The organism is Micromonospora cremea (assembly GCF_900143515.1).
Taxonomy (GTDB): domain Bacteria; phylum Actinomycetota; class Actinomycetes; order Mycobacteriales; family Micromonosporaceae; genus Micromonospora; species Micromonospora cremea.
This window is the reverse complement of record NZ_FSQT01000001.1, coordinates 149,380-173,228: the sequence shown is the minus strand read 5'-3', so window position 1 is coordinate 173,228 and position 23,849 is coordinate 149,380. Positions and strand designations below refer to the sequence as shown.

The following is a 23,849-nucleotide window of genomic DNA, read 5'->3' as shown; positions in this document are numbered from 1 at the left end:
CGGTGGTCACGCGTCGTCATGAGGGGATCCCACATGCTCTTCATGCACCTAGATCACCGGCGGCGAGACAATAACAGCGTGATGGCGCGCAACGGTGCCCGATTCGGCCAGGTGCCCGATCCGGACGCACGGACCTATGCTCGCGCTGTGACGGACAACGGTGAGCGGGGAGCGTGGGACCTGGTCGGGCTGTCCGACCTGGACCAACAGGTGTACCGACGGCTCCTGCTCGACCCCAGGGCCGACGCCGAGTCCCACGCCGACGCGCTGCGGTGTTCGACCGCGCACGTACACGCCGCGCTGGACCGTCTGACCTCGTTGGGCCTGATACGCCGCGATACCGAGACCGACGGCCGTTACCAGGCCGTGGACCCCCTCGCCGGCCTGGCCGCGTTGGTGCGGGAACGCCGCCATGCCCTGGACCGGCTCGAGGCCGCGTCGTACGAGTTGTCACGGGTGTTCGCCGCCGGACTGATGCGCACCGAACCACGACGACTGTTCGAGGTGGTCGAGGGGCGCACGGCGACCGCGAGCCGCATCCACGACCTGCTCGGTTCGGCGAGGACGGAGGTGGTCGGGATCGACACCCCGCCGTACGTCGCGCCGAACAGCACGCCCGTCAGCGACGCCGAACTCAATCTGCTGCGCCGAGGCGTTCGGTTCCGCTCGCTGTACGCCAGCCAGGTCCTCGACGAACCGGCGCTGGTCGCCCGTATCCAGTGGATGGTCGACAACGGCGAGGAGGCCCGGACACTGCCGCAGGTACCCATGAAGTTGCTGGTAGTCGATCGGGAGACCGCCGTGGTGCTCCTCGCTGGCGAAGAGACCGCGCCGGAAACCCTTTCGGTCGTGGCGGCGCGTTCCGCGCTGACCGACGGTCTCCAGGCCATCTTCGAGCAACTGTGGTCGCACGCCAGCCCCATCCGGTTCGGGTCGGGCCGCCAAGGCGTCACGGTGGCCCGCGACGCCGACACGAGCGAACTCGTCGACCTGCTCAACGCGGGGATGAAGGACGAGTCGATCGCGCGCCACCTCGGGGTGAGCCCGCGGACGGTCCGTCGCCGGATCGCCGCGCTGCTCGACGAACTCGACGCCTCCGGCCGGTTCCAGGCCGGTGTTCGCGCGGTCCAGCGCGGCCTGCTTTGACCCGGATCCGCGGGCAGGAGTAGCGGCGCCGGCTGCGGTGGTGCGACCGACCGCGGGGTGGGCACGAGCGCCTCGACGAGCTGCTCGTCGTGCCAGCGAGGACGCGGCCTGTCGCAACTCACCTATGCCCCCGCCACCGCGGATGCAGTGGTGTCAGCGCAGGTGGCAGCGACTCCCAGGGTCCGGTGCGCACAGGTGCTTCGCGTCTGCTCGAGGACCCACGCGAGGGGAGCTGATCTCGCGCGGATGTCCACACGTACTGGTGTCCGATGATCGACACGAACCGATACCCAACCGGGGTTGCGCCTGTTGGGTGCCATCTCGCTCGACTGATAGCAACTCAAGCAGGTCCAGGCGAGTCCAGGGTTGGCCGGGACTCGCCTGGCTCCGGGAGCTCCTTCAGCGGGCGCGCCGTCGCCGTGCCAACAGCGGCTGAAGATGACCCCAGACGACGCGCGGCACCGCCACACAGATCCTTCCGGCCCTCGTTGCGACCGAGCGAATGATCGCGGAGAGATGACGGCGGTGGAAGCCTCCCTTCGCATGCTCACCTGCATGCAAGCCCGCAGCACTGGCGCACACCCTCTAGGAGCCACGGGCTCGGGTGCGGCAATACCTGTGCGGGCTGGCCGCTGGGCTGCAGCGAAAGAACGGCTGGACCTTGGCCGAGCGTGCGGGCGAGGTGTCGCCGGATGGGATGCAGCGGTTGCTGCGGTGGGCGGACTGGGATGTCGAGGCGGTCCGCGATGACGTGCGGGACTACCTGGTCGAGCACCTCGGCGACCCGCAAGGGGTGCTGATCGTCGACGACACGGGGTTCCTGAAGAGGGTGTCCGCTCGGCGGGGGTGGCCCAGCCAGTACTCCGGCACCGCCGGCCGGGTCGAGAACTGCCAGGTCGGGGTGTTCCTGGCCTACCGCACGGTCAAGGGTCACGGGCTGATCGACCGGCAGTTGTATCTGCCCGCGGTGTGGACCGACGACCGCCAGCGGTGCCGCGCCGCGGGCATCCCGGACGACGTCGAGTTCGCGACCAAGCCGCAGATCGCCAAGACCATGCTGGCCCGGGCCCTGGACGCCGGGGTGCCGGTCGGGTGGGTCACCGCCGACGAAGCTTACGGGCAGGTCAAAGGCCTGCGGGTCTGGCTGGAAGAGCGAGACGTGGGCTATGTGCTGGCCACCCGCCGCAACGACGACATGATCACCACCACGATGGGCACCTGCCGCGCCGACCAGCTGATCGCCGCCCTACCCGCCCAGGCATGGTGCCGGCTGTCCGCCGGCGCCGGCGCGCACGGCCCCCGCGACTACGACTAGGCCCGCCTGCCGATCCGCATCTGCTGGCGGGCCGGCCGTGGCCACTCGCTTCTCGCCCGGAGCAGCATCACCACCGGGGAGATCGCCTACTACGTCTGCTACGGACCCCGCCGCACCCGCCTGATCGACCTGGCCCGCATCGCGGGCAGCCGGTGGGCCATCGAGGAATGCTTCCAGCAAGCCAAACAAGAAGCCGGCCTGGACGACTACCAGGTCCGCGACTGGCGGGCCTGGCACGCCCACATCACCCTCGCCATGGCCACTCACGCCTGGCTCGCCGCCGCCAAAACCCTTACAACAAAAGGGGAACCGGCACCGGCGAGGGCATGATGATCGGCTACACCGTACCGGAAATCCGCCGACTCATGGTGTCCCTGATCCTCACCACCCCACCCTGCCCAGCCCGCATCTGGGCCTGGTCACACTGGCGACGCCGACGCCAACACCAAGCCCGCACCAGCCACTACCGCCACCGCAGCTACCCGCCATAACTGCCGTTGCAGTACTAGTTCCGGCAGGGTCAAGCCAGGGAACACCACGGCGCCGGCCAGGTCCAGATTCCGGTCGGTACCGGACGATTCCCAGCACAGGCGGACCGAGTAGACGGAGTCCGGCCCGGGCGGGGCCGGTCGGACGGTACGGACCGGCACACTGTGGCTGAAGACCGAGCCGGGTGCGGCGACGCCAGCGGGCAGGTGTCGTGCAGCAGAAAGGCAAGCCGGTCGGGCGATGCGGCGGCGGCCTCGTCGTCGATGAAGTAGTAGGCGAGGTCTACTGAACGGCGATTCCTCACGCCACCGGCACACGAAGTACATGCGGCTGACTCTAGGCGAGCGGTCCGACGGGGGTGCGTGCTGCGGCGACGGACCACGGCCGGCCCGGAGCACGGCCGGCAGATCGACTCGGCAATTCAAAGTGCCGAGCGGGGAGCACCGACCACTGAGTGTGACGGCTCCTGGCTCGACGGCACGCCCGGTCGGCGGCAGATCAGGATGGCCGCGCGGCTTGCGGCTAGCTGATCCGTCAGCGGCCAGCACCCGCCGATGTACGGACGGCGTCAGCCCGCTGCCACGAATCATGGGCATTGTGATTCGGATAGATGATCGAGCACGCTGTGAGCCGTCTTCGGATGGGCCTGTCATCCGGCCAGGGCGACCTCGGCCTCTCGGGACCCGACGGCGGCGGACTGGGCAGCTCGGCGGCGCCGGTAGTAGTGAACGGTCAAGATGCCGAGCAGCGGTCCCCAGGCGACCAGCGGCAGGTAGGCGATCCACAACGCGACGCTCTGCCAGCCCTCTGTGATCGGCGTGATCGGGTTGCCGTTGAGCATCCGGCCAGAGGCCACCATGGCCAGCGCGTACGGGAAGATCAGCAGGGCGGTCGCACCGAGGCTGGCGGGGATGACGGCGGCGAGGGTCGGTACCCGGCGGCCGCGCAGGCCCGGGATCCACCTCGGCCACACCTCGCCCCACTCGCACACCAGCCCGAGGGCGAGGAGTGCCAGCACCTCGCTGACCAGGCTGAGCGTGATGATGTACCAGACCCCTTCGAACAGGATCGGACCGTGGCCTGGCGGCGGGGCGTCCACGCGCTTCACGAGCGGAGCCTCGATGACGAAGGCCGTGATTCGCCAGATGGTGGAGGGCAGCGTGGTCAGGGCGGCGGCGTATGCGGCCAGCATGGCCCAGCGGGGCACGTCCACCGCCGTCCGGCCGTGCAGCTTCCTCAGGATGGTGCGAGCGGTCATAGGGAAATCTCCTTGTCCAAACGCTGATCGTTGCGGATGGCCATGTGCACCCCGCGAGCCGGTGGGCAATGCCTAGCGTTGCTGTTTCAAGATCGCAGCCACGCCGAGCCCCACGCATCCCCTCGAGAGGGGACCGGATCACGCGCGCGGGGGAAGAGGGACCTGGACCACACGCACGGCGGACGAGGCGACAGCGGCCCGTTCAAATTCCCCACCGACGGCCAGTCGTTGTCACGTTCCATGACACGGTTTGCGCGGCAAGGCTGGACTCGGCAGGGGGAGAGGGATCGCTCTGGCGAGGGAGGCTGTGCGCCTCGGTCGATGCGATGGTCAGGGCATGACTGGTGGTCTTCAGATGATGAGGACGTCGTGGCGTAGGTGGTGGCAGCTATGGCCGCGCTGGGTGAGCGGGGTAACGATGTTCTGGGCGGCGGTGTACACCGCCTTCGGCCTGGCGTGCGCGTTGAGCGGAACCCCGCTGCTCTCTCTCGGCGGCCATCAGGGGTCCTCCGCGCTGGGTTGGGCGGTCGCGGCCGGGGGTGCACTGGCGGCGCCGGTATGTGGGGTGGCGGCGCGGTACGGGCTGCGGCCCATACTGCGGGCGCTGCTGTGGGTGTTGTGTGGGCTGGCGGGTATGGCCGCGTTCGGCCTGCTGATGGACATGATCACGCTGATGTTCGGCCAGGCGGTGGAAAGTTGGACGTCCGCCGCGAACCATGCGCTGGCGGCTGCGGGGATGCTCCTGTTGGCGGCCACCGCCCGGTCGGACCACCGCCCGTCCACTGCGGCCCCCCTTCGGGCACACTCCGCCGCATCCGGGCCGGTCCAACTCGCCGCCTGCGTTGGGACGGTGGCCTTCCTTCCGTACGCGATGATGAAGCTGGTCTGGGCGTCCGGCGGTACCTTCGCCGGGGTCAGCGGCAAGGAGATGCGCGCGATCTCTGAACGCAACGGCGCCTCGGGGATCTGGCTCACCCTGGAGTCCTGGGGCCTGGACGCCACCGCGCTGCTGGCCGCACTCGGCGTCTTCCTGCTCTGGGGCCTGGTCCGCCCGTGGGGTCAGATCTTCCCGCGGTGGACACTGTTCCTCCACGGTCGCCGCGTCCCCCGCTGGCTCCCCCTGACCCCGGCTCTGATAGGTGCGGCCACCCTCGCTCCGTACGGAGTGCTCGGCGTCGGCTACCTAGCCCTGGCCACCGCAGGTGTGGTGACGATACGGCGCGGAGACTTTCACTCCTCAGGCGACGCACTGCTGGTCGGCTGGATCGGCTTGGCCGCGTTTGCTGCATACGGGATCGCACTGGTCATCGCGGCCCGCTCGTACTGGCTTCGGACCACTCCTGTGCATGGTGACGCACAGTGACCGCCAGCGGCCAATTAGCTCCCCACCGACTGGCCGCCGATGGCGAGTTTCAACTGGCCACCAACAACGAGGCCGAACCATCGTGGACATGAGGCACCGGCACGGCCCGCATGACGCCAACCAGCTCCTCTGCACGATTGCCTCTTCGGAGGATGCGCTCGCTCATCGGCACGACAGCGCGCCTCGCGCCAGTGAGCGGACGTCGCCAGACCGCTCACGCTGAACGTGCTGCGCGGTTCCGCACCCATTCGGCGAATCTCACGGCGTTGTCATGCTGGGCGGGAATGACGTTAGCCGTGCCGTAGCTCAGGAGTTCTTCGAGCCGTGGGCTGGAGCCATTCTCGGCGAGCACGAGGGCTAACGACTTCGTGCGCAATAGGACGGTCGGTGGCGTGAGCCTGGTATGGGTGACGATCTTCGGGTGTCGAACCGGTGGGCGCGTCGTGTGTTCAGTCATCCCGCGTTCAGTGGGATCTCCCGCCGGCATCTGTACCTGCTACGAACCGAGGTGTATCCGGTCTGGCTGGCCGGACCGGAGGGCCGGTTGCATGCCCGTCGGGGCGGGCATCGCCGGCGGCGGGCGGCGGGCGGCAGGTGCCGGTCGCCGTCTGACCCTGCGGTTCACCGACCGGCTGATACTCACCCTCGCCCATCTGCGGCTGGGTGCCGCACGAAGCCCTGGCGGCGGCGTTCGGGGTGGACCGTTCGACCGTGACCCGGGCGATCGGGCAGGTCCGGCCGCTGCTGGCTCGTCGAGGGTATGCCCGGCCCACCGGGATACGACTGCACACCCTGGCGGACGTGTTCGCCTACGCCGCCGCCGAAGGCGTCACCCTGCGCCTGGACGCCACCGAGATCCGGGTCCGCCGCCCACGTGTAGGGCGGCCCGGGCGGAAGGCGTTCGTGTCCGGCAAGGTGAAGCAGAACACGATCAAGAGCACCGTTGTCAGTGACGAGTACGGGTCGACGCTGTGGTGCGGTGGGCACCGGCCGGGGCGGATGCATGACACCACCGCCGCCCGGGTCGAGGGCATTGATGCCCTGCTGGACGCCTACCCGCAGGTGACAGTGCTGGTCGACGCCGGCTATCAAGGCTTGGCCAAGGCCCATCCGGGCCAGGTCGTCGCACCGCCACTGAAACTACGACCCGGTGCACCACCGGCACGTCAGACCGCATGGGAAGCTGAACGCAAACAGCAGTCATCACAACGGATTCCCGTCGAACATGCCATCGCCGAGCTGAAATGGTGGCGACAGTTGCAGCGCTTCACCGGCCGTGTGCCGTACACGAAGCCGCTCGGTCGCGCTGACCAGATCCTCCGAACGGTGCGATCTGCCCTCCGCCGGGACGTGCTGCAGATCGACGGCCCTCACCCAATCCCAACGCCGGACGGAACGGGGCTCGGGAAGCCGCTGAAGCTGCTGACAACGCCGGAGCGGTCGAACGTGCCGATCTTCTTGGCGGCACTGGGCGAGAAGACCGTGCGGCTGGCGGCGAGCCAGGCTGACGGTTGGATGCCGATCTTCTTCATCCCCGAGTACGCCGGGAAGGTGTGGGGCGAGCCTCTGCGAGCCGGTTCCCGCGAGCGGGACTCGACCCTGGAGCCGTTGCAGGTGGTGGCCGGTGGCGCCTTGGCGATCGGTGAGGAGACGTCGGGGCTGCTCGACCAGTTACGGTCCACGTTCGCGCTATACATCGGCGGGATGGGAGCCCGCGGGAAGAACTTCTACTTCGACCTGGCCTGCCGGTACGGCTACGAGAGCGAGGCGATCAAGATCCAGGACCTGTACCTGGCCGGGCACAAGCACGAGGCGGAGCGGCTCGTGCCGATGGACTTCCTGGAGCGGACCAGCCTCGTGGGCCCGCGGTCGCACGTCGCCGAGCGAGTGGCCGCGTACGGGGAGGCGGGGGTTACGATCTTGGAAGTGACCCCGATCGCCGGCGACCCTGTCCGGCAGGTCGAGCAGCTGCGCGCCATCGTCGACGGCTGAGAGCAGTCCACATTCGCAACGGCACGCGGCGCCGCGGCGCCGCCACCGCCCGACGGGTGCACCGTGGACGGCTGCCTGACTGAGCCTAGACCGGCGCGGTCGGGAACACCCTCGGTGAGAGATTTGGAAGCCGTCGAAGGGGTTCGTCGAGGGGCTCTCCCCATCCGATAGGTGTTGACCGCGATCGCCAGCCGGATCGTCTCCGTCGCGGCGATCGGCAGTTCGGAAGGGCGCCGCCTACAGCGCCAGCGCCACGTCGACTATCTGGACGAGCCGCTCGGCTGCGGTCACGGTGTCGTAGCCAGGGTCATGGAGACGTTCGGCAACGATCGCGTCGATGGCCCCGCCGACGATGATCGCGATGGTCCGGGCGTCACCGGCCCGCACACCCCGGGCCGACTGCGCGGCGGTGATGATCTCGGCGAGCGGACCCCAGCGCGCGTTGGAGGCGTGGTCACCATCACCATGGCTCATCGCCTCGACGATCATGCGGGTATGCCGGGGATGATCACGCAGATAGCCGATCATCGACCGAACGTAGGCTGCGGGACCGTCGGCGACCTCGGCGGCCCCGACCACGGCGGCGATCTCACTGACGAGCGCGCCCAGAACGTGCCCGTACGCGTCGCGCACCAGCGCGTCCTTCGACGGGAAGTGATAGAGCACGGCGGCCTTGGTGATGCCGGCGTGCTCGGCAATCCCCGCCAATGACGTGCCGGCGTAGCCGTTGTCGGCGACCAGTTCGATCGTGGACTCGATCAACTGCCCTCGCCGGGCGCGCTCGGTGAACGTCAGCTCACGCCGCGGCCCCTCCGATGCCTCGTCTCGTCGTTTTGCCATGGAGCTCAGCCTACCGTACGGTTAGAAAATCTACCGAACGGTTAGGAGCGAGACGTGTCGGACGACACCGAGATCGAGATCGAAACCCCGGCACCTCGTGCCCGCCGCTGGAAACGCCGCACACTCATCACGGTCACGGCATGCGCGCTCCTCGCGCTGGTCGTCGCCTTCGCGATCCGCACACCCTCCCCGGTCGGCTACTGGGACAGCGCCGAGGGCCAGGACCGCTTCCGCGCCGCCTATGCCGAAGCCTTCGCCGACATGCCCTCCCCCGCCGAAAGCATCGACGTACGCACGGACTTTGGCATCGTGCGGGTCTACCGCTTCGCCGGCACCGGTCACACCAGCGCACCTCTCGTGCTGCTTCCCGGGCGCGCGTCGGCCTCACCGATGTGGGCCGACAACCTGCCGTCCCTGCTGAAGATCGCCGACGTCTACACCATCGACCTGCTCGGCGAGCCTGGCATGAGCATCCAGGAACGTCCCATCACCAGCGACGAGGAGCAGGCCGTCTGGCTGCACCAGACCCTCGCCGCACTGCCTGAGAAGGAGTACCACCTCGTCGGGGTCTCCATCGGTGGATGGACAGCAGTCAACCTCGCGCTGCACGACCCGACAGGCATCGCGACGCTCACCCTCGTCGACCCGGTCTACGTCTTCGCGGACATGCCGCTGGGCACGATCCTGCGATCTCTGCCGGCCTCACTGCCCTGGCTGCCGAAGTCGTGGCGCGACAGCTTCAACTCCTACACCGCCGGTGGCGCTCCCGTCGAGGACGTACCTGTGGCAGACATGATCGAGGCCGGAATGCAGCACTACACCCTACGGCTACCTCAACCCACCAGGATCACCGAAAAGCAGCTCGGCGCGCTCAACCTGCCCGTCCTGGCGATCATCGCCAGCGACTCCGTCATGCACGACGCGCAGGCGGCAACGCAGACCGCCCGACGTGCTCTACCCCAGGGCACCGTCCATCACTACCCGGGCGCCTCGCACGCCGTCAACGGCGAACGCCCCGAGCAGATCGCCACCGACATCGCCAACCTCGTCACTCCACACAGCTGACCGGACGGCACGCCACGCCCGAACGACCCTTACTACTCGTCGCCGGGATCGAGTAGCGGGATCGACGAAACCTCCCCGGATCGGCCCGCGCCGCGGCCTCATCCGCCGACCCGGGAGAGCTCGTCGGGGTTGGTGACGGAGAAGACCCGGCGGACCGCGTCCCGCTCGGGGTTAAGGTCGAGCACGAGGACCGCGAACGGGACGCCGCGTTCGAACAGGATCGAGGCCGGATCGCCGTTAACCGACCGGTAGCGGATGTCGAGTCCCGCCGGGACATTGGCGGCGACCGCGACGAGCAGCCGCGCCACCTCGTCGCGCCCGTGCACCGGTTGCAGGCTGGTGGCGGGTCCCTTGCCGCAGCTTGATGTAGGTGTCGGCGATGCCGTTGTCCAGCACGTGCCAGTGGAACGCCGACTGGAACTCGGCGCCGTTGTCGGTCTGGATGACCTGCACCTGAAACGGCAGCCGCTGCAGCACGTAGTCCACGAACTGGATCGCCGTCTTCTGGTTGAGGGTCGGGTAGATGCGCAGCACCCGCAGGCCGGTGCAGTCGTCGATCGCGGTGAACTGGTAGTACTTGTTCCGTCCGCGTCATCCTCACCAACCCCCGCTACACCGGGCGGCAGGTGTGGAACAAGCAACGCACCGATGAAGTGCTGCTCGACGTCGACGACGTGGCGATGGGCCACACCGGCGTCATGCGCTGGAACGCCCGCGACAAGTGGGTGGTCTCCAGGGAGATCACCCACGAACCACTCATCGACGACGCGGACTTTGAGCAGGCCCAAGCGATACTGCAACGGCGGGGACGGGGAACCGGCGGTCAACACATCAGGCAGCGCACCCGCAATCCTTACGTCTTCCGCGGACTGATCTACTGCGCCACCTTCGCCGGCGTCGTCTACGTCGCGTTCGTCGTGGACGTGTACTCCCGGGCGATCGTGGGTTGGTCAGCGGCGACGAACAAGCGCACACCCCTGGTTCTCGATGCCCTCGACATGGGCCTCTGGCGCCGTGATCGCGACGGCCGGACCGTGACGCGGGGCTTGATCCACCACAGCGACGCGGATCGCAATACACGTCATTCCGGTTCACCACCCACCTCGTCGCCGCCGGCATCGACGCCTCCATCGGCACCGTCGGAGACGCCCTCGACAACGCGCTCATGGAATCCACGATCGGCCTGTACAAGACCGAACTGATCAAACCGCGACGGCCTTGGCGCAGCCTCGCCCAGGTCGAGCTGGCCACCGCCGAATGGGTCGACTGGTACAACCACCACCGCCTGCACTCCGCGATCGGACACCGCCCGCCCGCCGAACACGAATCGATGTTCTACGCTCACCACCAGCCCGACCAGCCGGAACTGGTCACAGTCTGAGGACTCCACCAGACCCGGGGCGGTTCACGCTGTCGACGGTGAAGAAGTCGCAGGCCCAGATGGTGTGCGCCTGAGCGGTCAGGAACTGCTTCCAGGTCGGTCCCGTTCGGCGGGGTGCCGGGTCGACGCCGGCCCGGTGCAGGATCTTCCATACCGTGCTGGCCGCGAGCGGGTAGCCCAGACGAACGAGCTCACCCTGCACCCGGCGATGCCCCCAGGTCGGGTTCTCCGCAGCCAGGCGCAGGACCAGTTCCCGGATCTCGCGGTCTACGGGCGGCCGGCCGGGTCGCGCGTGTGGGTAGGTCCAATGTCGTGCGATCAGCTGTCGATGCCAGCGCAGCAGGGTCGCCGGGGTGACGAAGAACGCCGCCCAGTGTTGCCGAGGCAGCAGCCGCGACAACGCCGCCAGCACCACCCGGTCCGCGGGCTGGAGATCGGGTCGGTGCACCTGCCGGCGCAGCACCGCCACCTGACGCCGTAAGACCAGGAGTTCGACGTCCTTCGCCCCGCCGTCCCGGGCGAGCTGGGTCAGCATCTGCAGGATCTGACGCAGGAGCAGGTACACCAGCGAGACTGCCATACCTTGGATCGTCGCCGCCCTGATTGGGCCGACCTCGCACAAAGCCGCACGTCACAGCCACCGAACCGAATTTACGAGCCCAACAGGTTCACTTTGTGGTGAAGGAGCGAAGTGCACAAGACGGGAGGGGCTGCGGTGTGCGCAGCCCCTCCGTGTCGGTGTCGTGTTAGCGGAGGTTGAACTGAGCTGTAATGCTCGATCCGTCTTGTATTGTGGCGGCAACGGCGTAGCAGGTGCCAGGGCTCTTCGGGGTCTTCCAGTTGTACTGGAAGTGACCGTCGGTGTAGGTAAGCGATGTCTCGCCGGTGGTGAGAGACTCGACTTCTTCCGTCGGCGCGCTGGCGTTGCAGGCGACATTGGCCACTGTCATGGTTACGAGGGCGGGGTCGGCCAGCTCCGTGGTGTCCGAGTAGACCTCGAACTTCATCGGTACGGTGCTTCCGGCCTTGACGGCGTTGACCACCCCGTCCATGTCGACTGGCTGGTAGAAGCCCCTGATCGTCAGCGGCGTTGCACCCTGCAGTTCGTCGCTGATCCGGTAGTAGTCGAAGTCCACGTGACCGCCGAGTTCGGTCGTCGCGTAGTTGTACAGGGCGAAGCGGTACCCCATGAAGTGGTTATTCGTGCTGTAACTCATCTGCTGGGTGTTACCCAGTTGGGTCCAGTGCACGCCGTCAAGGCTGTAGTAGAACGTTCCTCGGTCCAACTGACCTGCGAAGTCCGCATCCGCCTTAAGATAGACGGTGTTCGACCAGAGAGGAAAACTCGCGACATCGGTGTGGTTCGTGGTCGAAGAGCTGTTCATCATGACGATGGTCTTGGCACCATTGTCCATTCGCACCTCGATCGTGCCGTATCTAGCAGTGAAGAGCGCGAGGCCCGCACGATCGCCGTTCTTCATGCTACTGACATCGAGCGCTACCTGAGCGGAGGACGCTGGCCCAAACGTTCGCTGCGTCAGCGAGTTCCGTGCATCTAGCATGTTCGTGGCCATCTGCCCCGTTGTAAGCCGCAGCCAACCCGGGCGCTCGGTCAGCGACCAGTACCGATTGTCTGGATTGTGGTTCCACTGCCATTCGAGCTTGAGGTTCGAACCATTGTATACATACTCCGGCAAAAGAGGATTCAGGACCGCGTCGTTGTAAGTCGGCCTTGGCTCGCTATTGGTGAACTCATCTGACGAGACAACGCTCTTCATCTCGAAGCCCTGAATTGGCTTCGGGCCACCCCGCGTAAGGTGAAGGCCAGTCTCGTCGTCACCGTACATCGGCCAGCCATCGGTCCAGTGGATTGGCATGACCCAAGGGATTCGGCCGACTGAACCGCTGTCGCGGAAAACTACGCCGTACCAGTTACCCTGCCCGTCGTCGACGATGTTGCCCTGGGCTGGCCCGCCAGTGCCATTCCCGACCCGGACATTCTCCTGGGCGATTGTCTTGGACTCCCAAGGGCCCTCGAGACTACTCGCGCGGTGGGCAACCTGGGTACGCGGCTTCCCGGAAGGCCACGTGATGCACTCAACGTAGTAGGTGCCGTCGATCTTCTGGATGTGGCAGCCCTCTGCAAGCCCGCTCGTGGGCGTAATTCCAGTGATCGGGTCCGGCGCGTGGATGTTCTGGATGAGCACCCGCGACTGGGCGCCCGCGGCGATGCCGGTCACAGTCTGGTTGACCTCAATGATCCTGAGGGGATTGTTGCCGTAGACGAGCCAGTTGCGTCCGTCGTCGTCCATCAGGAGGCTGCCGTCGTGGTACCGGGTGTTGACCTCTGTTCGGCGCCACGGTTGGTGCTCTGGATCCTCGGTCTGGAAGAAATAGGTCTTGTTCGTTGTCGGTGACGGGACAACGATGTAGAAGATTCCGTCCTTGTACCTTAGGCTGCTAGCCCAGGTCCCTTGGCTGTACATGTTCTGGTTGTTCTTCAGCGTAGTCGCCGGCCTGTCATCCATGATCAGGTACGCGTAGCTGATGATCTCCCAGTTCACGAGGTCGTATGACTTCATGATCGGAACACCCGGGTTCATATGCATTGTCGTGCTCGACATGTAGAAGGCGTCACCGACCCGGATGACGTCCGTATCGGGCACGTCTGCCCAGATCATTGGGTTGTCATACGTCCCGTCACCATTGTCAGACGAGCCGATGACCTGCGTATCTGCGTGCGCGGGCTGGGCAGTTGCCAGGCCCCCGACAGCTAGGATGAGCGCCATCATGACGAAGATGGCCCTCCGCCTTCTTGTCAACAGATAAGGCATAATGCACCTCTTCCTTTCCTTACACTCGACAGTCCGGTCCACGAGTTGGACCGGACTGTCGACTCTAGAGATTCACGAAGGGGGTGCAGGAGACGGAGCGGAACCCCTCCCTGTCGGTGTCGTGACTAGCGGAGGCTGAACTGAGCGGTAATGCTCGATCCGTCCTCTGTCGTGGCGGCAATGGCATAGCAGGTGCCGGGGCTCTTCGGGGTCTTCCAGTTGTACTGGAAGTGACCGTCGGTGTAGGTAAGCGATGTCTCGCCGGTGGTGAGAGACTCGACTTCTTCCGTCGGCGCGCTGGCGTCGCAGGCGACATCGGCCACTGTCATGGTTACGAGGGCGGGGTCGGTCAGCTCCGTGGCGTCCGAGTAGACCTCGAACTTCATCGGTACAGTGCTTCCGGCCTTGACGGCGTTGACCACCCCGTCCATTTCGACTGGCTGGTAGAAGCCGCTGAGGGTCTTCTTCTGCGTGAGCAGGCCCGGCCGGTAGGGCAGGAGGCCATAGTCACCGCCCGAGCTCGGATCGCGGCCCTGGTAGAGCAGCTGCAAGTTGCAGGCGTCGATGGTCATGGTCTGGTCGGCGCTGGTGCGAATCAGTTCGCCGTGGCTGATGTCGTTGGTCCAGGTGGCGCCGCTGTTGGCCTTGCCGGCGAAGGGGTTGCTCTCGGTCGCGGCCTGCGGGGTCCACGTACCGTCAAGGCTGGTGGCGGTGAACGAGCGGAAGTACCGCCCGTTGGCGCCGATCGCTTCGACGATCATCATGTACTGGTCCTGGCCCTGCACCTTGTAGACCTGGACCGCCTCGAACAGGTTGTTGCGGGTGTCGCTCATCACGATCGTTGAGGCGGCACCGAAATTGCCGGGGAAGTTGCCGATCGGCATGCTGGCCCGATAGATGTTGCCGTTGTCCCCGGCGAAGAACAGGTACATGTCGGTGTCATCACCGATGACCGCCTGGTCGATCGGCCCCGTGCCGGAGTTGGAGATTCTTCCAGTGAACAGTGGGCTCGCGGCCGACCACCCGTTCGCGTTGGTGGGGTCGTGGGAGGTCCGGTAGATGAAGGGCCACGGGCCCCACTGATAGGCCAGGACCCAGATGTCCTTGGGAGCGAAGTAGAACAGCGACGGCGCAACCGTGGAAGAGGTCATCGTGTTCTGCGTGGCGGTGGCCATGTCAGACCAGTCGTCGAAGAGGCTGAAGTTCATCGAGCCCCACGACGTTCCCGTGTCGTGGGTGGTCGCGTAGACGAGATGCTGGCCGTTGTACTCGACCGTGGAGAAGTCCTTGAGCGAGACCGATCCCGCCTTCGGAGTCGCGAGTGACCCCGTGGACGTCCAACTGTACTTTGAAGGAAGCGGACACGACGTGGACGAGTTGGCCAGCGGAGCGTCGTCGACGTCGGCGGAAGCAACTTGGGTCGATACTGGCACGAACGCAGCCAGCGTTATGACGGCGGCAAGACCTAACGAACGGATACTGGGTTTCTTCACTCTCACTGGTACTCCTGTTCTTTTGTTGCCCGCCGGCTGGGGACTTGCCAGCGGGTCGCCGGAGCCAACGAACTGCGTTCGCCTTCGTTGGGATGGACCGTGCTCCTCCCCCTGCTGACGGGGAGCGGCGTGGCCCGACCAGGGCTGGCGGTTCTATGTGACCGCCACGGTGCGCGGCCTGCAGGCCGCCAGTTGACCCCGAAGTCAGCCACCCAACACGACACGGACCATCCCGCCTGAGGCGTGTGTTAGCGCTAACATAGCGATCCGATCTCTAGTGGAGATGAGACAACACCGAGTGGTTGGAGTGAGGTACGGATGGGCTCACTCAGACCCTGTTGCGGTTAGGTTGCCATGTTGGCGCTAACATTGTGTGCGTAGTTATTGTTAACACCCCCGACACAAAGGTGTCAAGGGTCACGGGACCACGTTCGCGTCCTGAGCCAGCCAATATCCAACGTGGATGAACGTGACCGGTACCCGTTGTGGTGACGGCATTGCGGCCACCGCGAGTGGCGACACGGCGTGGGCGCGCTCCCACGCCGGCTTCTCGCGCCCGCGCTCGGTCGGCGCCACGCGCCTGACCGGGTCGAGCCCTGGAGCAAGGCCGCAAGGTTGTGCCACTACCGCAATCGACTTTAAAACATCAGGGATTCGCTGGTGGATGACCTTGCCCCTGCCGAAAACTCCATCCGCCCTGGTGAGGACCGGTGTGTGGTGTCGGAGACGTTGGCCCGGTTGCTGGGCGCGAGTCCGCGCGTAGCTGGTGATCGATGCGGCATGATGGGCTGCCGTGCTGCTGCGACTGGTGTATCTGGGCATGACGAAGGCGTTCGCGGTGCTGCGACTGCTGCCGATGAGCGACCGGGACAAGGACGTGGAGATCCGTGCCCTGCGCCATCAGATCCACGGTGCTGGAGCGCCAACTGGGCAAGGAGAAGGTGCGCCTCGACGCGAGTGATCGGGCGTTCCTGGCGTTCCTGCTGCACCGGCTGCCGCGCGACGTGCTGCGGCGGTTGCGGTTGCTAGTGCGCCCCGACACGGTGCTGCGCTGGCATCGCGATCTGCTGGCCCGCCGGCACGCAGTTGCCTCCCGGCCCAAGCGCCCGGGCCGGCCGCGCACGGTTCGTTCCATACGTGCCCTGGTACTGCGCCTGGCTCGGGAGAATCCCAGCTGGGGCTACCGGCGTCTGCACGGCGAACTGCTGGTGCTAGGGGTGAAGGTGGCCGCGTCGACCGTATGGGAGATCTTGCAGGAGGCCGGGATCGACCCGGCGCCCGAGCGGGCGGCCAGTACCTGGGCCGACTTCCTTCGCTCCCAAGCCGACGCCCTCCTGGCCTGCGACTTCCTGGAAACGTTCACCCTCACCGGGACACGGATGTACGTGTTCGCGGCGATCGAGCACGCCAGCCGCAGGATCCGGGTCCTGGGAGCTACCGCGCACCCGACCGCCTCCTGGGTGGTGCAAGCCGCGAAGAACCTCGTCATGGACCTCGAGGACACCGGCTGCCGGGCACGCTTCATAATCTGCGACCACGACGCCAAGTTCCCCGAGATGTTCGACGCCATCCTCGCCGACGCGGGCATCGACGTCGTACTCAGCGGCATCCAGATGCCAAGAATGAACTCAATCATGGAACGCTGGGTACAGACCTGCCGTCGCGAACTACTGGACCGCACCTTGAACTGGAACCAGCCGCACCTGCTCCACGCGCTGCGCGAGTTCGAACAGTTCTACAACGGACACCGCCCGCACCAGGGCATCGCCAACGCCCGCCCGCTGTGCCCGTTGCCAGCGCAGATCGCCGACCCGAACAAGATAACCCGCCTCGACATACGACGACGCGATCGCCTCGGCGGCATCCTCCACGAGTACCGACATGCCGCCTGACCTGCGCGGACGAGTTTTTCGGCAAGGGCAAGGTATGGAACAAACAACGCACCGACGAAGTCCTCCTCGACGTCGACGATGTAGCACTGGGCCACACCGGAGTCATGCGCTGGAACACCGCTGACAAGTGGGTGATCTCCAAAGACATCACTCACCCACCTCTGATCGATGACGACACCTTCGAGCAAGCCCAAGCCCTGCTCACCCGTCGCGCACGAGCCGTCGACCGTCAGGAACGCCACCGCCGCACCCGCAACCCCTATATCTTCCGCGGATTGATCTACTGCGCCGTCTGCCAGCGCCGGATGCAAGGCCAGTACAGCCACGGCGTTGCCTACTACCGCTGCCGTTTTCCGCAGGAGTACGCCCTCGCCAACGAGGTCGAACACCCCCCGCAACGTCTACCTGCGCGAGGACGCCCTCAGCGACCCGCTTGACGAGTGGCTGGCGTCCGCGTTCGCCCCGGACCACCTCGAACAAACGATCACCGCCATGGCCGACGCCCAGCCCGTGGATCAACTCACGCCAGTTACGGCCGCAGCCCGGGCCACCATCGCGGCCTGTGACACGAAGCTCGCGCAGTACAGGGCTGCCCTTGACGCCGGCGCAGATCCCGCACTAGTCACCGGCTGGATCACCCAAACCCAGGCCGAACGAGCACGAGCCGAAGCCGATCTTCAATCGACCCAGCAGACGGAGCCACGCCGGATGAGCCGCTCCCAGATCGCCGACTTGGTCCGAGCGCTCGGCGACATCGCCACCGTGCTGCGCAACGCCGACCCCGACGACAAAGCCGAGGTCTACCGGCAGCTAGGCCTCCGGCTGACCTACCAGACAGAAACGCAAACGGTGCGCGCTGCAGTGGATCTCAGCGCGCACCGTGGGGTTATGGTTCGTGTCCGAGGGGCGGCACGACCCATTGCCCCACCATCGATGAGGCTCGGCACAACTCTGAAGCTCACATGAGCCTAGCCGGAGGTGACCTCTTCGGGGCCGCCGATGAGGTCGTCTCCAGGTCGAAGAGCCTGGTCAGGACATCGCCCGTTGGATCGGCGTCCCAGATGACGAAATCGCGGCCCGCGCCAGCACGCTCACCCGCAAAGCTGCACATCGAAATCTGCGCAAGCGTCGGCGATCCGATCAGTCCCGACGAGTGGCGGCGCTACGCTCCTGCGATGCCGTACGCGTCCCCATGTCACTGAGCGTGAGCCACCCCCGCAATGACGTAACCGGGGTCCGTGACCGCACCCACCGACCCGCCGGCCCGCCGGCCGGCTCCTGCCCCGAGGTGATCTCGGTCGTCATCTGGCGTCTCTCCCTTGATCGGTCGATCAGTCGTTATTTGTACAGTCCCCCGCTGAGACCTACTAGAAGACCGCCGGAAACACCGTTCGCGAGACAAACCCATTTGGCACCCCACAGGGCAAGTGACCGCGAAAGAACGTTGAGGTTCGCGTACTTGCGGCCCGCCCCTTGGGGCGGGCCGCAAGGGTAAGGGTTAGTGGAGGCCGAGGGCGCGAAGGATTGTTTGGGTGACGGAGTTACCGGCGGAATCGGTGCCGGTAACCCGGAGGGAGGCGAAGTGCGCCTTTTTCGGTGCGTCCAGGCGGTAGGCGCCTCGGTGGTCGTCGCGGAGGCGGGTCCAGGTGGCGCCGTCGTCGTAGGAGACCTCGACGCCGGGCGAGCGAGGGGTGCCGCCGCCGGCGACCGTTACCGCGGTCAGGCCGACTGAGACAGGGGCGCGTTGTTCGACGGTGACGCCGAACGTCGAGTCGCGGGGCACGGATCCGGAGGCGTCCGGGTCAACGGCGTAGCGGATCTGCAGTAGCGGGAGCAGGTCCCGTTGGCCGGGGACCTTCGGGGCGGCGGAGGTGAACGTCCATGCTGTCGTGGTCGAGGACGAGTAGGGGCTGACGGACGCGTCGCGCTGGTTCTCGACGACCAGGCGGTACTGCCGCGGCCCGGCGCTGGGGGCCGTCGGGTACATGATGAGCCCGTTGCTGGACGTGCCCAGGTGGGTGTCGCCCTGGTAGAGGGTCACGGTCTGACTTGCGTGCTGAAAGTCCGAGATCGCGCCGGTGTGGTCGGCGTTGCCGTACCCCGGCACGTCGATCCGCATCTCGTTCTCCGTACGCGCCGGCCCGAGGTAGTTGTTGTTGAGGTAGGGCCGCTGGATGGGCGTGAACCACTCGTCGTCCGACACGGTGCCGGCTTTGTACCTCCGGCGGACGCCCCACTGGCCCAGGAGGCCGTCGTAGACCTCGTGGCCCCACCGGTTCGCACCGTCGGTGCTGACCCAGTCCGTGCGGCGGCCGCTGGCGGCCATGGCGACGTAGTTCCCGATACCCCATTCCGAGTACGCCGGGAAGTCGTACCGCCACTCCTCGCCCGCACCAGCGGGGACGGCGCCGGCGAACGTCTGGTCGATGCGCGCGAGGTTCTTGCTCGAAGCGCGGACGACCATGCTCTTGGGCAACTCGTTGTCCCAGGTGTGCATGAGGTCGTAGACGTAGGCCGGCGCCGGGTGCGACTCCGTGCGCAGCGCGTTGCGCTGCCGCGCCTGGGCGATCAGCTTCTCGCCCTCGTCGGAGCTGAGGAGCCCGACGTCGATGGGGCTCGGCTGCCCCGAGTCCGTCCCGAAGTAGAGGCTCTGCCGGCCGGGCCGGTCGTTGGCCACCAGCAGCAGCTTGGCGCCCGCGTCAGCCGCCGCCTCGGCGAGCGCGGACGGGGTCGCCGACGCGGACCGCCGGATGACCACCGCCTTGCCCCTCGTGTCAAGGCCGGCGTAGTCCGACGGCGCCCCCGCACCCGCGAAGACCAACTGCAGGGTCCGGGTTCCGTCGGGCAGTGCGGTGACGCCCCGCTGCCGGAGGACGTCGGTGTAGTCGGTCCCCCGGGCGGACACCGTCAGCGCCGGCTGTTCCTTGCGCCACCGCGCACCGACGATGAAGTCGCCGTGCGTCACCTTGCCTTGCGGCTGGATCCACAGGCTGTCGACGCTTTCGTTCGCGAGAACGAAGTCGTGCCAGCGGCCGTCCTCGTGGACCATCCGCGAGTACTCGAGCCGCAGGTAGGTGGGGACGCCGGGCTGCGGGGTGGTCTCGTCGACCAGCCGGACGCGGCCGGCGTCCAGCGTGATCGTGCGGTCCCGGGTGAACGTGAAGTCGGGATCGCCGAGCAGCGCCAGCCCCTGTGAGTTCGGGCCGTGGACCCCGGACACGGCCAGGTAGCCGAGCGCCGAGTACTGGTCCTCCGGTGTGTAGAAGCTCACCGTGCCGTCGACCGGCACCGGTATCGGGTTTGGATCGCCCGCCCGGAGCACGATGACGAACGCCGACGCGGGTTTGCCCGCGGCGTCCTTGACGTTGATGGTCAGCAGGTGCGCCGGCGCGCCGACCGAGACCGCGGTGTGCGCGGCGAGCGCGCCGTCCGGTTCGGTGGCCAGGATCTGGGCACTGAAGCCGTTGGACCCGCCGGGCGCGGCCGACGGATCGATGGTCACGGTGGCCGTAACGGTGCCGTGCGCGGGCACGGTGACCCGGTCGTCCGAGAGCCGGAACATTCCCTCGGGTACGCCGGAGGCCGCGACCGACAGTGCGAGCGTCGTCGGCGTGCCACCGAGGTTGGTGTACGTCACCGGGCGGCGGACCGGGCCGGCTTCGTTCTGCCCGGCGGAGGCGGTGGCCGAAGCGAAGATCCCGGCACGGGCGGCGGTTGCCACGTCCACGCGGCCGCTGCCGGCCTGAAACGCGGTGTAGTCGGGAGTCTGCTTGGCGGTGCTGGTCAGCAGGTCCTTCAGCTGGGCGCCGGTGAGTTCGGGGTGCTTCGCGGCGAGCAGCGCGGCAGCGCCGACCACGTGCGGCGTGGCCATCGACGTGCCGCTCATCGTTTGGTAAAAGCCCTCCCCTTCGGCGGTGTACTGCGACCGCGCGGCCAGGATGCCGACGCCGGGGGCGGTGATCTCCGGCTTGAGCGCGCCGTCGCCGACCCGGGGACCCTGGCTCGAGAAATCGGCGAGGTGGTCACCGCTGTCCACGGCGCCCACGGTGAGTGCCGCGTCGGCTCCACCTGGCGAGCTGACCGTACCGGGGCCGGAGGTGTTGCCCGCCGCGATCACGAACAGCGCGCCGGTCTGCGCGCTGAGCCGGTTCACGGCCTGCGACAACGGATCCGTACCGTCGGAAGGCTCCTGCGTACCCAGGCTCATGTTGATGATCTTGGCGTGCTGCTCGACCGCCGCCCACTCCATGCCGGCGAGGACCTGGGAGTCGCTGCCGGAGCCGGAGTTCGCCAGCACCTTTCCGATGTGCAGGCGAGCGCCGGGGGCGACACCCTTCTCGGCGCCGCCGGACGCGACGCCCGTGCCGGCGATGGTGGAAGCGACGTGGGTGCCATGGCCGAGGACGTCCTGGACGTCCTCGCCGGCGATGAAGCTGCGGGTCTCGACGATGCGTCCCGCCAGATCGGGGTGGCCTTCGTCGACACCCGTGTCGAGGACCGCGACGTCGACGCCCTGCCCGGTGTCGCCGCCGGCCCAGACCTCCGGCGTGCCGATTTGCGCGACCGATTCGGCCAGGTCCGCGTACACCTTGCCGTCGAGCCAGATCTGCTTGATGCCGTTCGCGAAAGCCGGGGTCACCTCACCCGCCGCGAAGAACGACGGCGTGCCTGCCGTCACCGCGGCCCAGAAATCGCGCGCCTGCACGCGGTTCTCGGTGATGGCGGCACCGTCGACACTTGTGAGTGGACGGACCAGCGCCGATCCCCGTGGCGCGGCGTTCGCACGGAACCCCGCCGACTGGGTGGCGTAGGAGACGATCAGGGGCAGGTCGGCGCGGTGAGCGTCGTCGTAGCCGTCGGCGATCAGGTCCGTGACGTTGAAGAGCCGCCGGTCGAGCACGCCTTTGCCGAGGTAGGTCAGCGCCGAGGACGGAAAGACGTACACGTCTCCCGCCGACTCCAAGATCCTCGCGTCGGCGGGTCCGCCGTCCGGTCCGTTGACCGAGATCGTCCCTCCGATGTCACCGGCGTCACCGGTCGCGTTCACCGTGACGACATCACCAGTGATCAGGGTGACAGTGTGGGTCTGCGGGGCGGTGCGCCCCGATGATCCGCCGGGAGCGGCCGACGCCGAACCGGCGACCACGATCGAGCCGAGCGACAACGCGAGGCATGCGGCCGCCGCGATGGCCCGACGCGTGCGTGAAGTTTTCAATGGTGGGGTTCCTTCCTGCGCGGGCGCAGCTCAACGGGCGCCACTGCGGCCGAACAGTGCCAGCCGTCGATCAACGCCGCAAGATCCCCTCGTGGCTGCATACTGCCACCTGGCACAATCTCGACAATGAAGCTCGCAGTCCTGGGGTTGTCCGCTGACGAGGAGCGGGTCTACGAAGCGCTGGTCGCCCTGCCCGGGTCAACGGTCGCCGCGCTCGCCGACCACTTGTCGACCCCGGCGGGCCCGGTGCAGCGGACCCTTGCCGCCCTCAACGCGAAGCACCTGGCGGCCGGTAGTGGGAGCCCGGCGCGGTACCTGGCCGCTCCCCCTGACATCGCGATCAACCAGCTCGTGCAGCTGCGGGAACGCGAACTGAGCGCGGCGCGCGCGAAGGTGCACTCGCTCTCGGAAATTCACCGCAGCGCGCACCGGACGAGCCCCGAACTCGTGATCGAGCAGCTGACCGACCGGGAAACGATCGCCGCGGCCGTCGCCCACCTGGAATCCGAGGCGCACCAGCAGGTCCGGGTGTTCGACACGCCGCCCTACTACGAGGTGCCCGGGGGCGCAGGCGCCGCCAGGAACACCCAGGCGCAGATCGTCCGCCACCAGAAGGACGGCGTGGCGCACCGCGTGATCTACAGCCTGGACGCGGTGGCCTGGCCCCAGAAGCTGGAAACGGACATCCTGCCCGCCGTACGCGGCGGCGAAGAAGCCCGGACCCGGCGGACCCTGCCCATCAAGCTGATCATCCGCGACGACCAGGACGCCCTCATCCCGTTCGACCTCAGCCGGAGCGGCCTGCAGGTCGCCTACCTCGTCCGGCACTCCCCGCTGCTCACCGCCCTCGAAGCTCTGTTCGAGGGCGAATGGGCCCAGGCCGCCCCGCTCGACGCGTCCGCGGTGACGCCGAGTGCTTTTGGTGGCCTCACTCGGCCGGACGAGGAAACCCGATCACTGCTCACGATGATGATGGCGGGGTTGACCGACACGGCGATCGCGCGCGTGAACGGCTGGAGCACCCGGACGACGTACCGCCGGCTCCAGCGCGTGATGACCGAGCTCGGAGCGTCGAGCCGGTTCCAAGCAGGCTGCCTGGCGGAACGCCGCGGCTGGCTGTGAGCGGGCGACCTGGTGCGGCCAGGCGGTCCGTCCGCGAGGAATTTGGCTCGTGCTGCTGCCTATCGACCTGCTGGTCCTCTCTTGATCCTGTCTGTTCGCAGAGGTTCCGGGCAGATTCATTGTCGCGAGCGGACGGTGATCGCCGAACTTGAGCGCTGCGCCGCGCACCCCGCCAGCCTGCGTGACGAGATCCGCCGCGTTCTTGGCAGTTAGCCGGTCATGCTTCCCGGCCGAAGAGCTCGCCGCGCCTCTGCGAGTGCCTCCTGTGCGTAGCACTCGTTGACCGGGTACATGGAAGAATCGTTGGAATGCGGCTTCCCGCTCGCGGAGTCTTCAACGTTTTCGATCTCGGAGGCGCGCTCTCCGACCGCCTCGTCAAAGCACGACGAGCGGTTGACCTAATTGACGCCGACACTCTGCTGAGGGCACCCCTGTGGGGTGCCG

At 67.1% G+C, this 23,849-nt stretch carries 18 protein-coding genes and 2 pseudogenes; 12 read left to right on the top strand and 8 right to left on the bottom strand.

The genetic code is table 11. The features are described 5' to 3' along the window. The first annotated feature begins 147 nt into the window (after positions 1 to 147). Together BUS84_RS00760 and BUS84_RS00755 are read left to right on the top strand one after the other, a co-directional pair. Positions 148 to 1,146: a helix-turn-helix domain-containing protein gene (locus BUS84_RS00760; protein ID WP_074307872.1), complete on the top strand. Its 999-nt coding sequence runs from the start codon at positions 148 to 150 to the stop codon at positions 1,144 to 1,146. Positions 1,147 to 1,735: 589 nt separating this feature from the next. Beyond that, a pseudogene (locus BUS84_RS00755) lies at positions 1,736 to 2,791 on the top strand (IS701 family transposase); the annotation flags it as partial. 808 nt (positions 2,792 to 3,599) lie between these two features. On the opposite strand, the gene BUS84_RS00750 reads toward BUS84_RS00755, so the two are convergent. Next, entirely contained in the window at positions 3,600 to 4,208 is a 609-nt protein-coding gene (locus BUS84_RS00750) for a hypothetical protein (protein WP_084756975.1), read from the bottom strand. Positions 4,209 to 4,611: 403 nt separating this feature from the next. Between BUS84_RS00750 and BUS84_RS38830 the strand changes: the two genes are divergently transcribed. Continuing rightward, the gene (locus BUS84_RS38830) at positions 4,612 to 5,571 is read left to right on the top strand and encodes a hypothetical protein (RefSeq protein WP_208869475.1); all 960 of its coding nucleotides are present in this window, start codon (positions 4,612 to 4,614) and stop codon (positions 5,569 to 5,571) included. A 663-nt stretch (positions 5,572 to 6,234) separates the two neighbouring features. Continuing rightward, complete coding sequence (locus BUS84_RS37000; RefSeq protein ID WP_074307870.1) at positions 6,235 to 7,563, top strand: LLM class flavin-dependent oxidoreductase; 1,329 nt, start codon at positions 6,235 to 6,237, stop codon at positions 7,561 to 7,563. 237 nt (positions 7,564 to 7,800) lie between these two features. On the opposite strand, the gene BUS84_RS00735 is transcribed toward BUS84_RS37000, so the two are convergent. Further along, entirely contained in the window at positions 7,801 to 8,403 is a 603-nt protein-coding gene (locus BUS84_RS00735) for a TetR/AcrR family transcriptional regulator (RefSeq protein ID WP_074307868.1), read from the bottom strand. 54 nt (positions 8,404 to 8,457) lie between these two features. On the opposite strand from BUS84_RS00735, the gene BUS84_RS00730 reads away from it, so the two are divergent. Next, positions 8,458 to 9,468 carry an alpha/beta fold hydrolase gene (locus BUS84_RS00730; protein WP_208869474.1) on the top strand — a complete coding sequence of 337 codons (1,011 nt, stop codon included), beginning with the start codon at positions 8,458 to 8,460 and terminating at the stop codon, positions 9,466 to 9,468. 98 nt (positions 9,469 to 9,566) lie between these two features. On the opposite strand, the gene BUS84_RS00725 is transcribed toward BUS84_RS00730, so the two are convergent. Further along, positions 9,567 to 9,794 (bottom strand): sigma-70 family RNA polymerase sigma factor family protein, encoded by a 228-nt coding sequence (locus tag BUS84_RS00725; RefSeq protein ID WP_143728128.1) that lies wholly within the window; start codon positions 9,792 to 9,794, stop codon positions 9,567 to 9,569. A 300-nt stretch (positions 9,795 to 10,094) separates the two neighbouring features. Here BUS84_RS00725 and BUS84_RS36365 point away from each other — a divergent pair, with 300 nt between their 5' ends. Next, positions 10,095 to 10,670: a DDE-type integrase/transposase/recombinase gene (locus BUS84_RS36365; RefSeq protein WP_244298294.1), complete on the top strand. Its 576-nt coding sequence runs from the start codon at positions 10,095 to 10,097 to the stop codon at positions 10,668 to 10,670. Beyond that, positions 10,634 to 10,849 carry an integrase core domain-containing protein gene (locus BUS84_RS36360; protein ID WP_244298293.1) on the top strand — a complete coding sequence of 72 codons (216 nt, stop codon included), beginning with the start codon at positions 10,634 to 10,636 and terminating at the stop codon, positions 10,847 to 10,849. The genes BUS84_RS36365 and BUS84_RS36360 overlap by 37 nt, the downstream gene beginning before the upstream one ends. On the opposite strand, the gene BUS84_RS00705 is transcribed toward BUS84_RS36360, so the two are convergent. From BUS84_RS00705 to BUS84_RS00695, 4 genes and pseudogenes are all read right to left on the bottom strand, one after another. After that, complete coding sequence (locus BUS84_RS00705) at positions 10,839 to 11,429, bottom strand: helix-turn-helix domain-containing protein (RefSeq protein ID WP_074307864.1); 591 nt, start codon at positions 11,427 to 11,429, stop codon at positions 10,839 to 10,841. The two genes, BUS84_RS36360 and BUS84_RS00705, sit on opposite strands and share 11 nt — an antisense overlap. 166 nt (positions 11,430 to 11,595) lie before the next feature. Continuing rightward, positions 11,596 to 13,725, bottom strand: coding sequence for a beta-xylosidase family glycoside hydrolase (locus tag BUS84_RS00700; RefSeq protein ID WP_074307863.1), 2,130 nt, complete (start codon positions 13,723 to 13,725; stop codon positions 11,596 to 11,598). Between the two features lie 83 nt (positions 13,726 to 13,808). Beyond that, on the bottom strand, positions 13,809 to 14,162 hold the full coding sequence (locus tag BUS84_RS39275; RefSeq protein ID WP_280175119.1) for a PxKF domain-containing protein: 354 nt from the start codon (positions 14,160 to 14,162) through the stop codon (positions 13,809 to 13,811). Beyond that, positions 14,145 to 15,050, bottom strand: a pseudogene (locus BUS84_RS00695) (glycoside hydrolase family 62 protein); the annotation flags it as partial. The gene BUS84_RS39275 and the pseudogene BUS84_RS00695, both read right to left, overlap by 18 nt. A gap of 919 nt (positions 15,051 to 15,969) precedes the next feature. Between BUS84_RS00695 and BUS84_RS39270 the strand changes: the two are divergent. The 4 genes from BUS84_RS39270 to BUS84_RS00685 all read left to right on the top strand — a co-directional run bounded on the left by BUS84_RS39270 (position 15,970) and on the right by BUS84_RS00685 (position 18,034). Then, positions 15,970 to 16,137 (top strand): hypothetical protein, encoded by a 168-nt coding sequence (locus BUS84_RS39270; RefSeq protein WP_244298292.1) that lies wholly within the window; start codon positions 15,970 to 15,972, stop codon positions 16,135 to 16,137. Then, entirely contained in the window at positions 16,118 to 17,068 is a 951-nt protein-coding gene (locus tag BUS84_RS39265; RefSeq protein ID WP_244298291.1) for an integrase core domain-containing protein, read from the top strand. The genes BUS84_RS39270 and BUS84_RS39265 overlap by 20 nt, the downstream gene beginning before the upstream one ends. Positions 17,069 to 17,172: 104 nt before the next feature. Continuing rightward, positions 17,173 to 17,505: a recombinase zinc beta ribbon domain-containing protein gene (locus BUS84_RS36995; protein ID WP_143728127.1), complete on the top strand. Its 333-nt coding sequence runs from the start codon at positions 17,173 to 17,175 to the stop codon at positions 17,503 to 17,505. Positions 17,506 to 17,560: 55 nt separating this feature from the next. Continuing rightward, positions 17,561 to 18,034 (top strand): hypothetical protein, encoded by a 474-nt coding sequence (locus BUS84_RS00685; protein ID WP_143728126.1) that lies wholly within the window; start codon positions 17,561 to 17,563, stop codon positions 18,032 to 18,034. A gap of 532 nt (positions 18,035 to 18,566) precedes the next feature. Here the strand turns inward: BUS84_RS00685 and BUS84_RS00680 are convergent. Continuing rightward, complete coding sequence (locus tag BUS84_RS00680) at positions 18,567 to 22,283, bottom strand: S8 family serine peptidase (RefSeq protein WP_208869472.1); 3,717 nt, start codon at positions 22,281 to 22,283, stop codon at positions 18,567 to 18,569. 126 nt (positions 22,284 to 22,409) lie between these two features. Here BUS84_RS00680 and BUS84_RS00675 point away from each other — a divergent pair, with 126 nt between their 5' ends. Next, positions 22,410 to 23,405 carry a helix-turn-helix domain-containing protein gene (locus tag BUS84_RS00675; RefSeq protein ID WP_074307859.1) on the top strand — a complete coding sequence of 332 codons (996 nt, stop codon included), beginning with the start codon at positions 22,410 to 22,412 and terminating at the stop codon, positions 23,403 to 23,405. Positions 23,406 to 23,849: the final 444 nt, after the last annotated feature.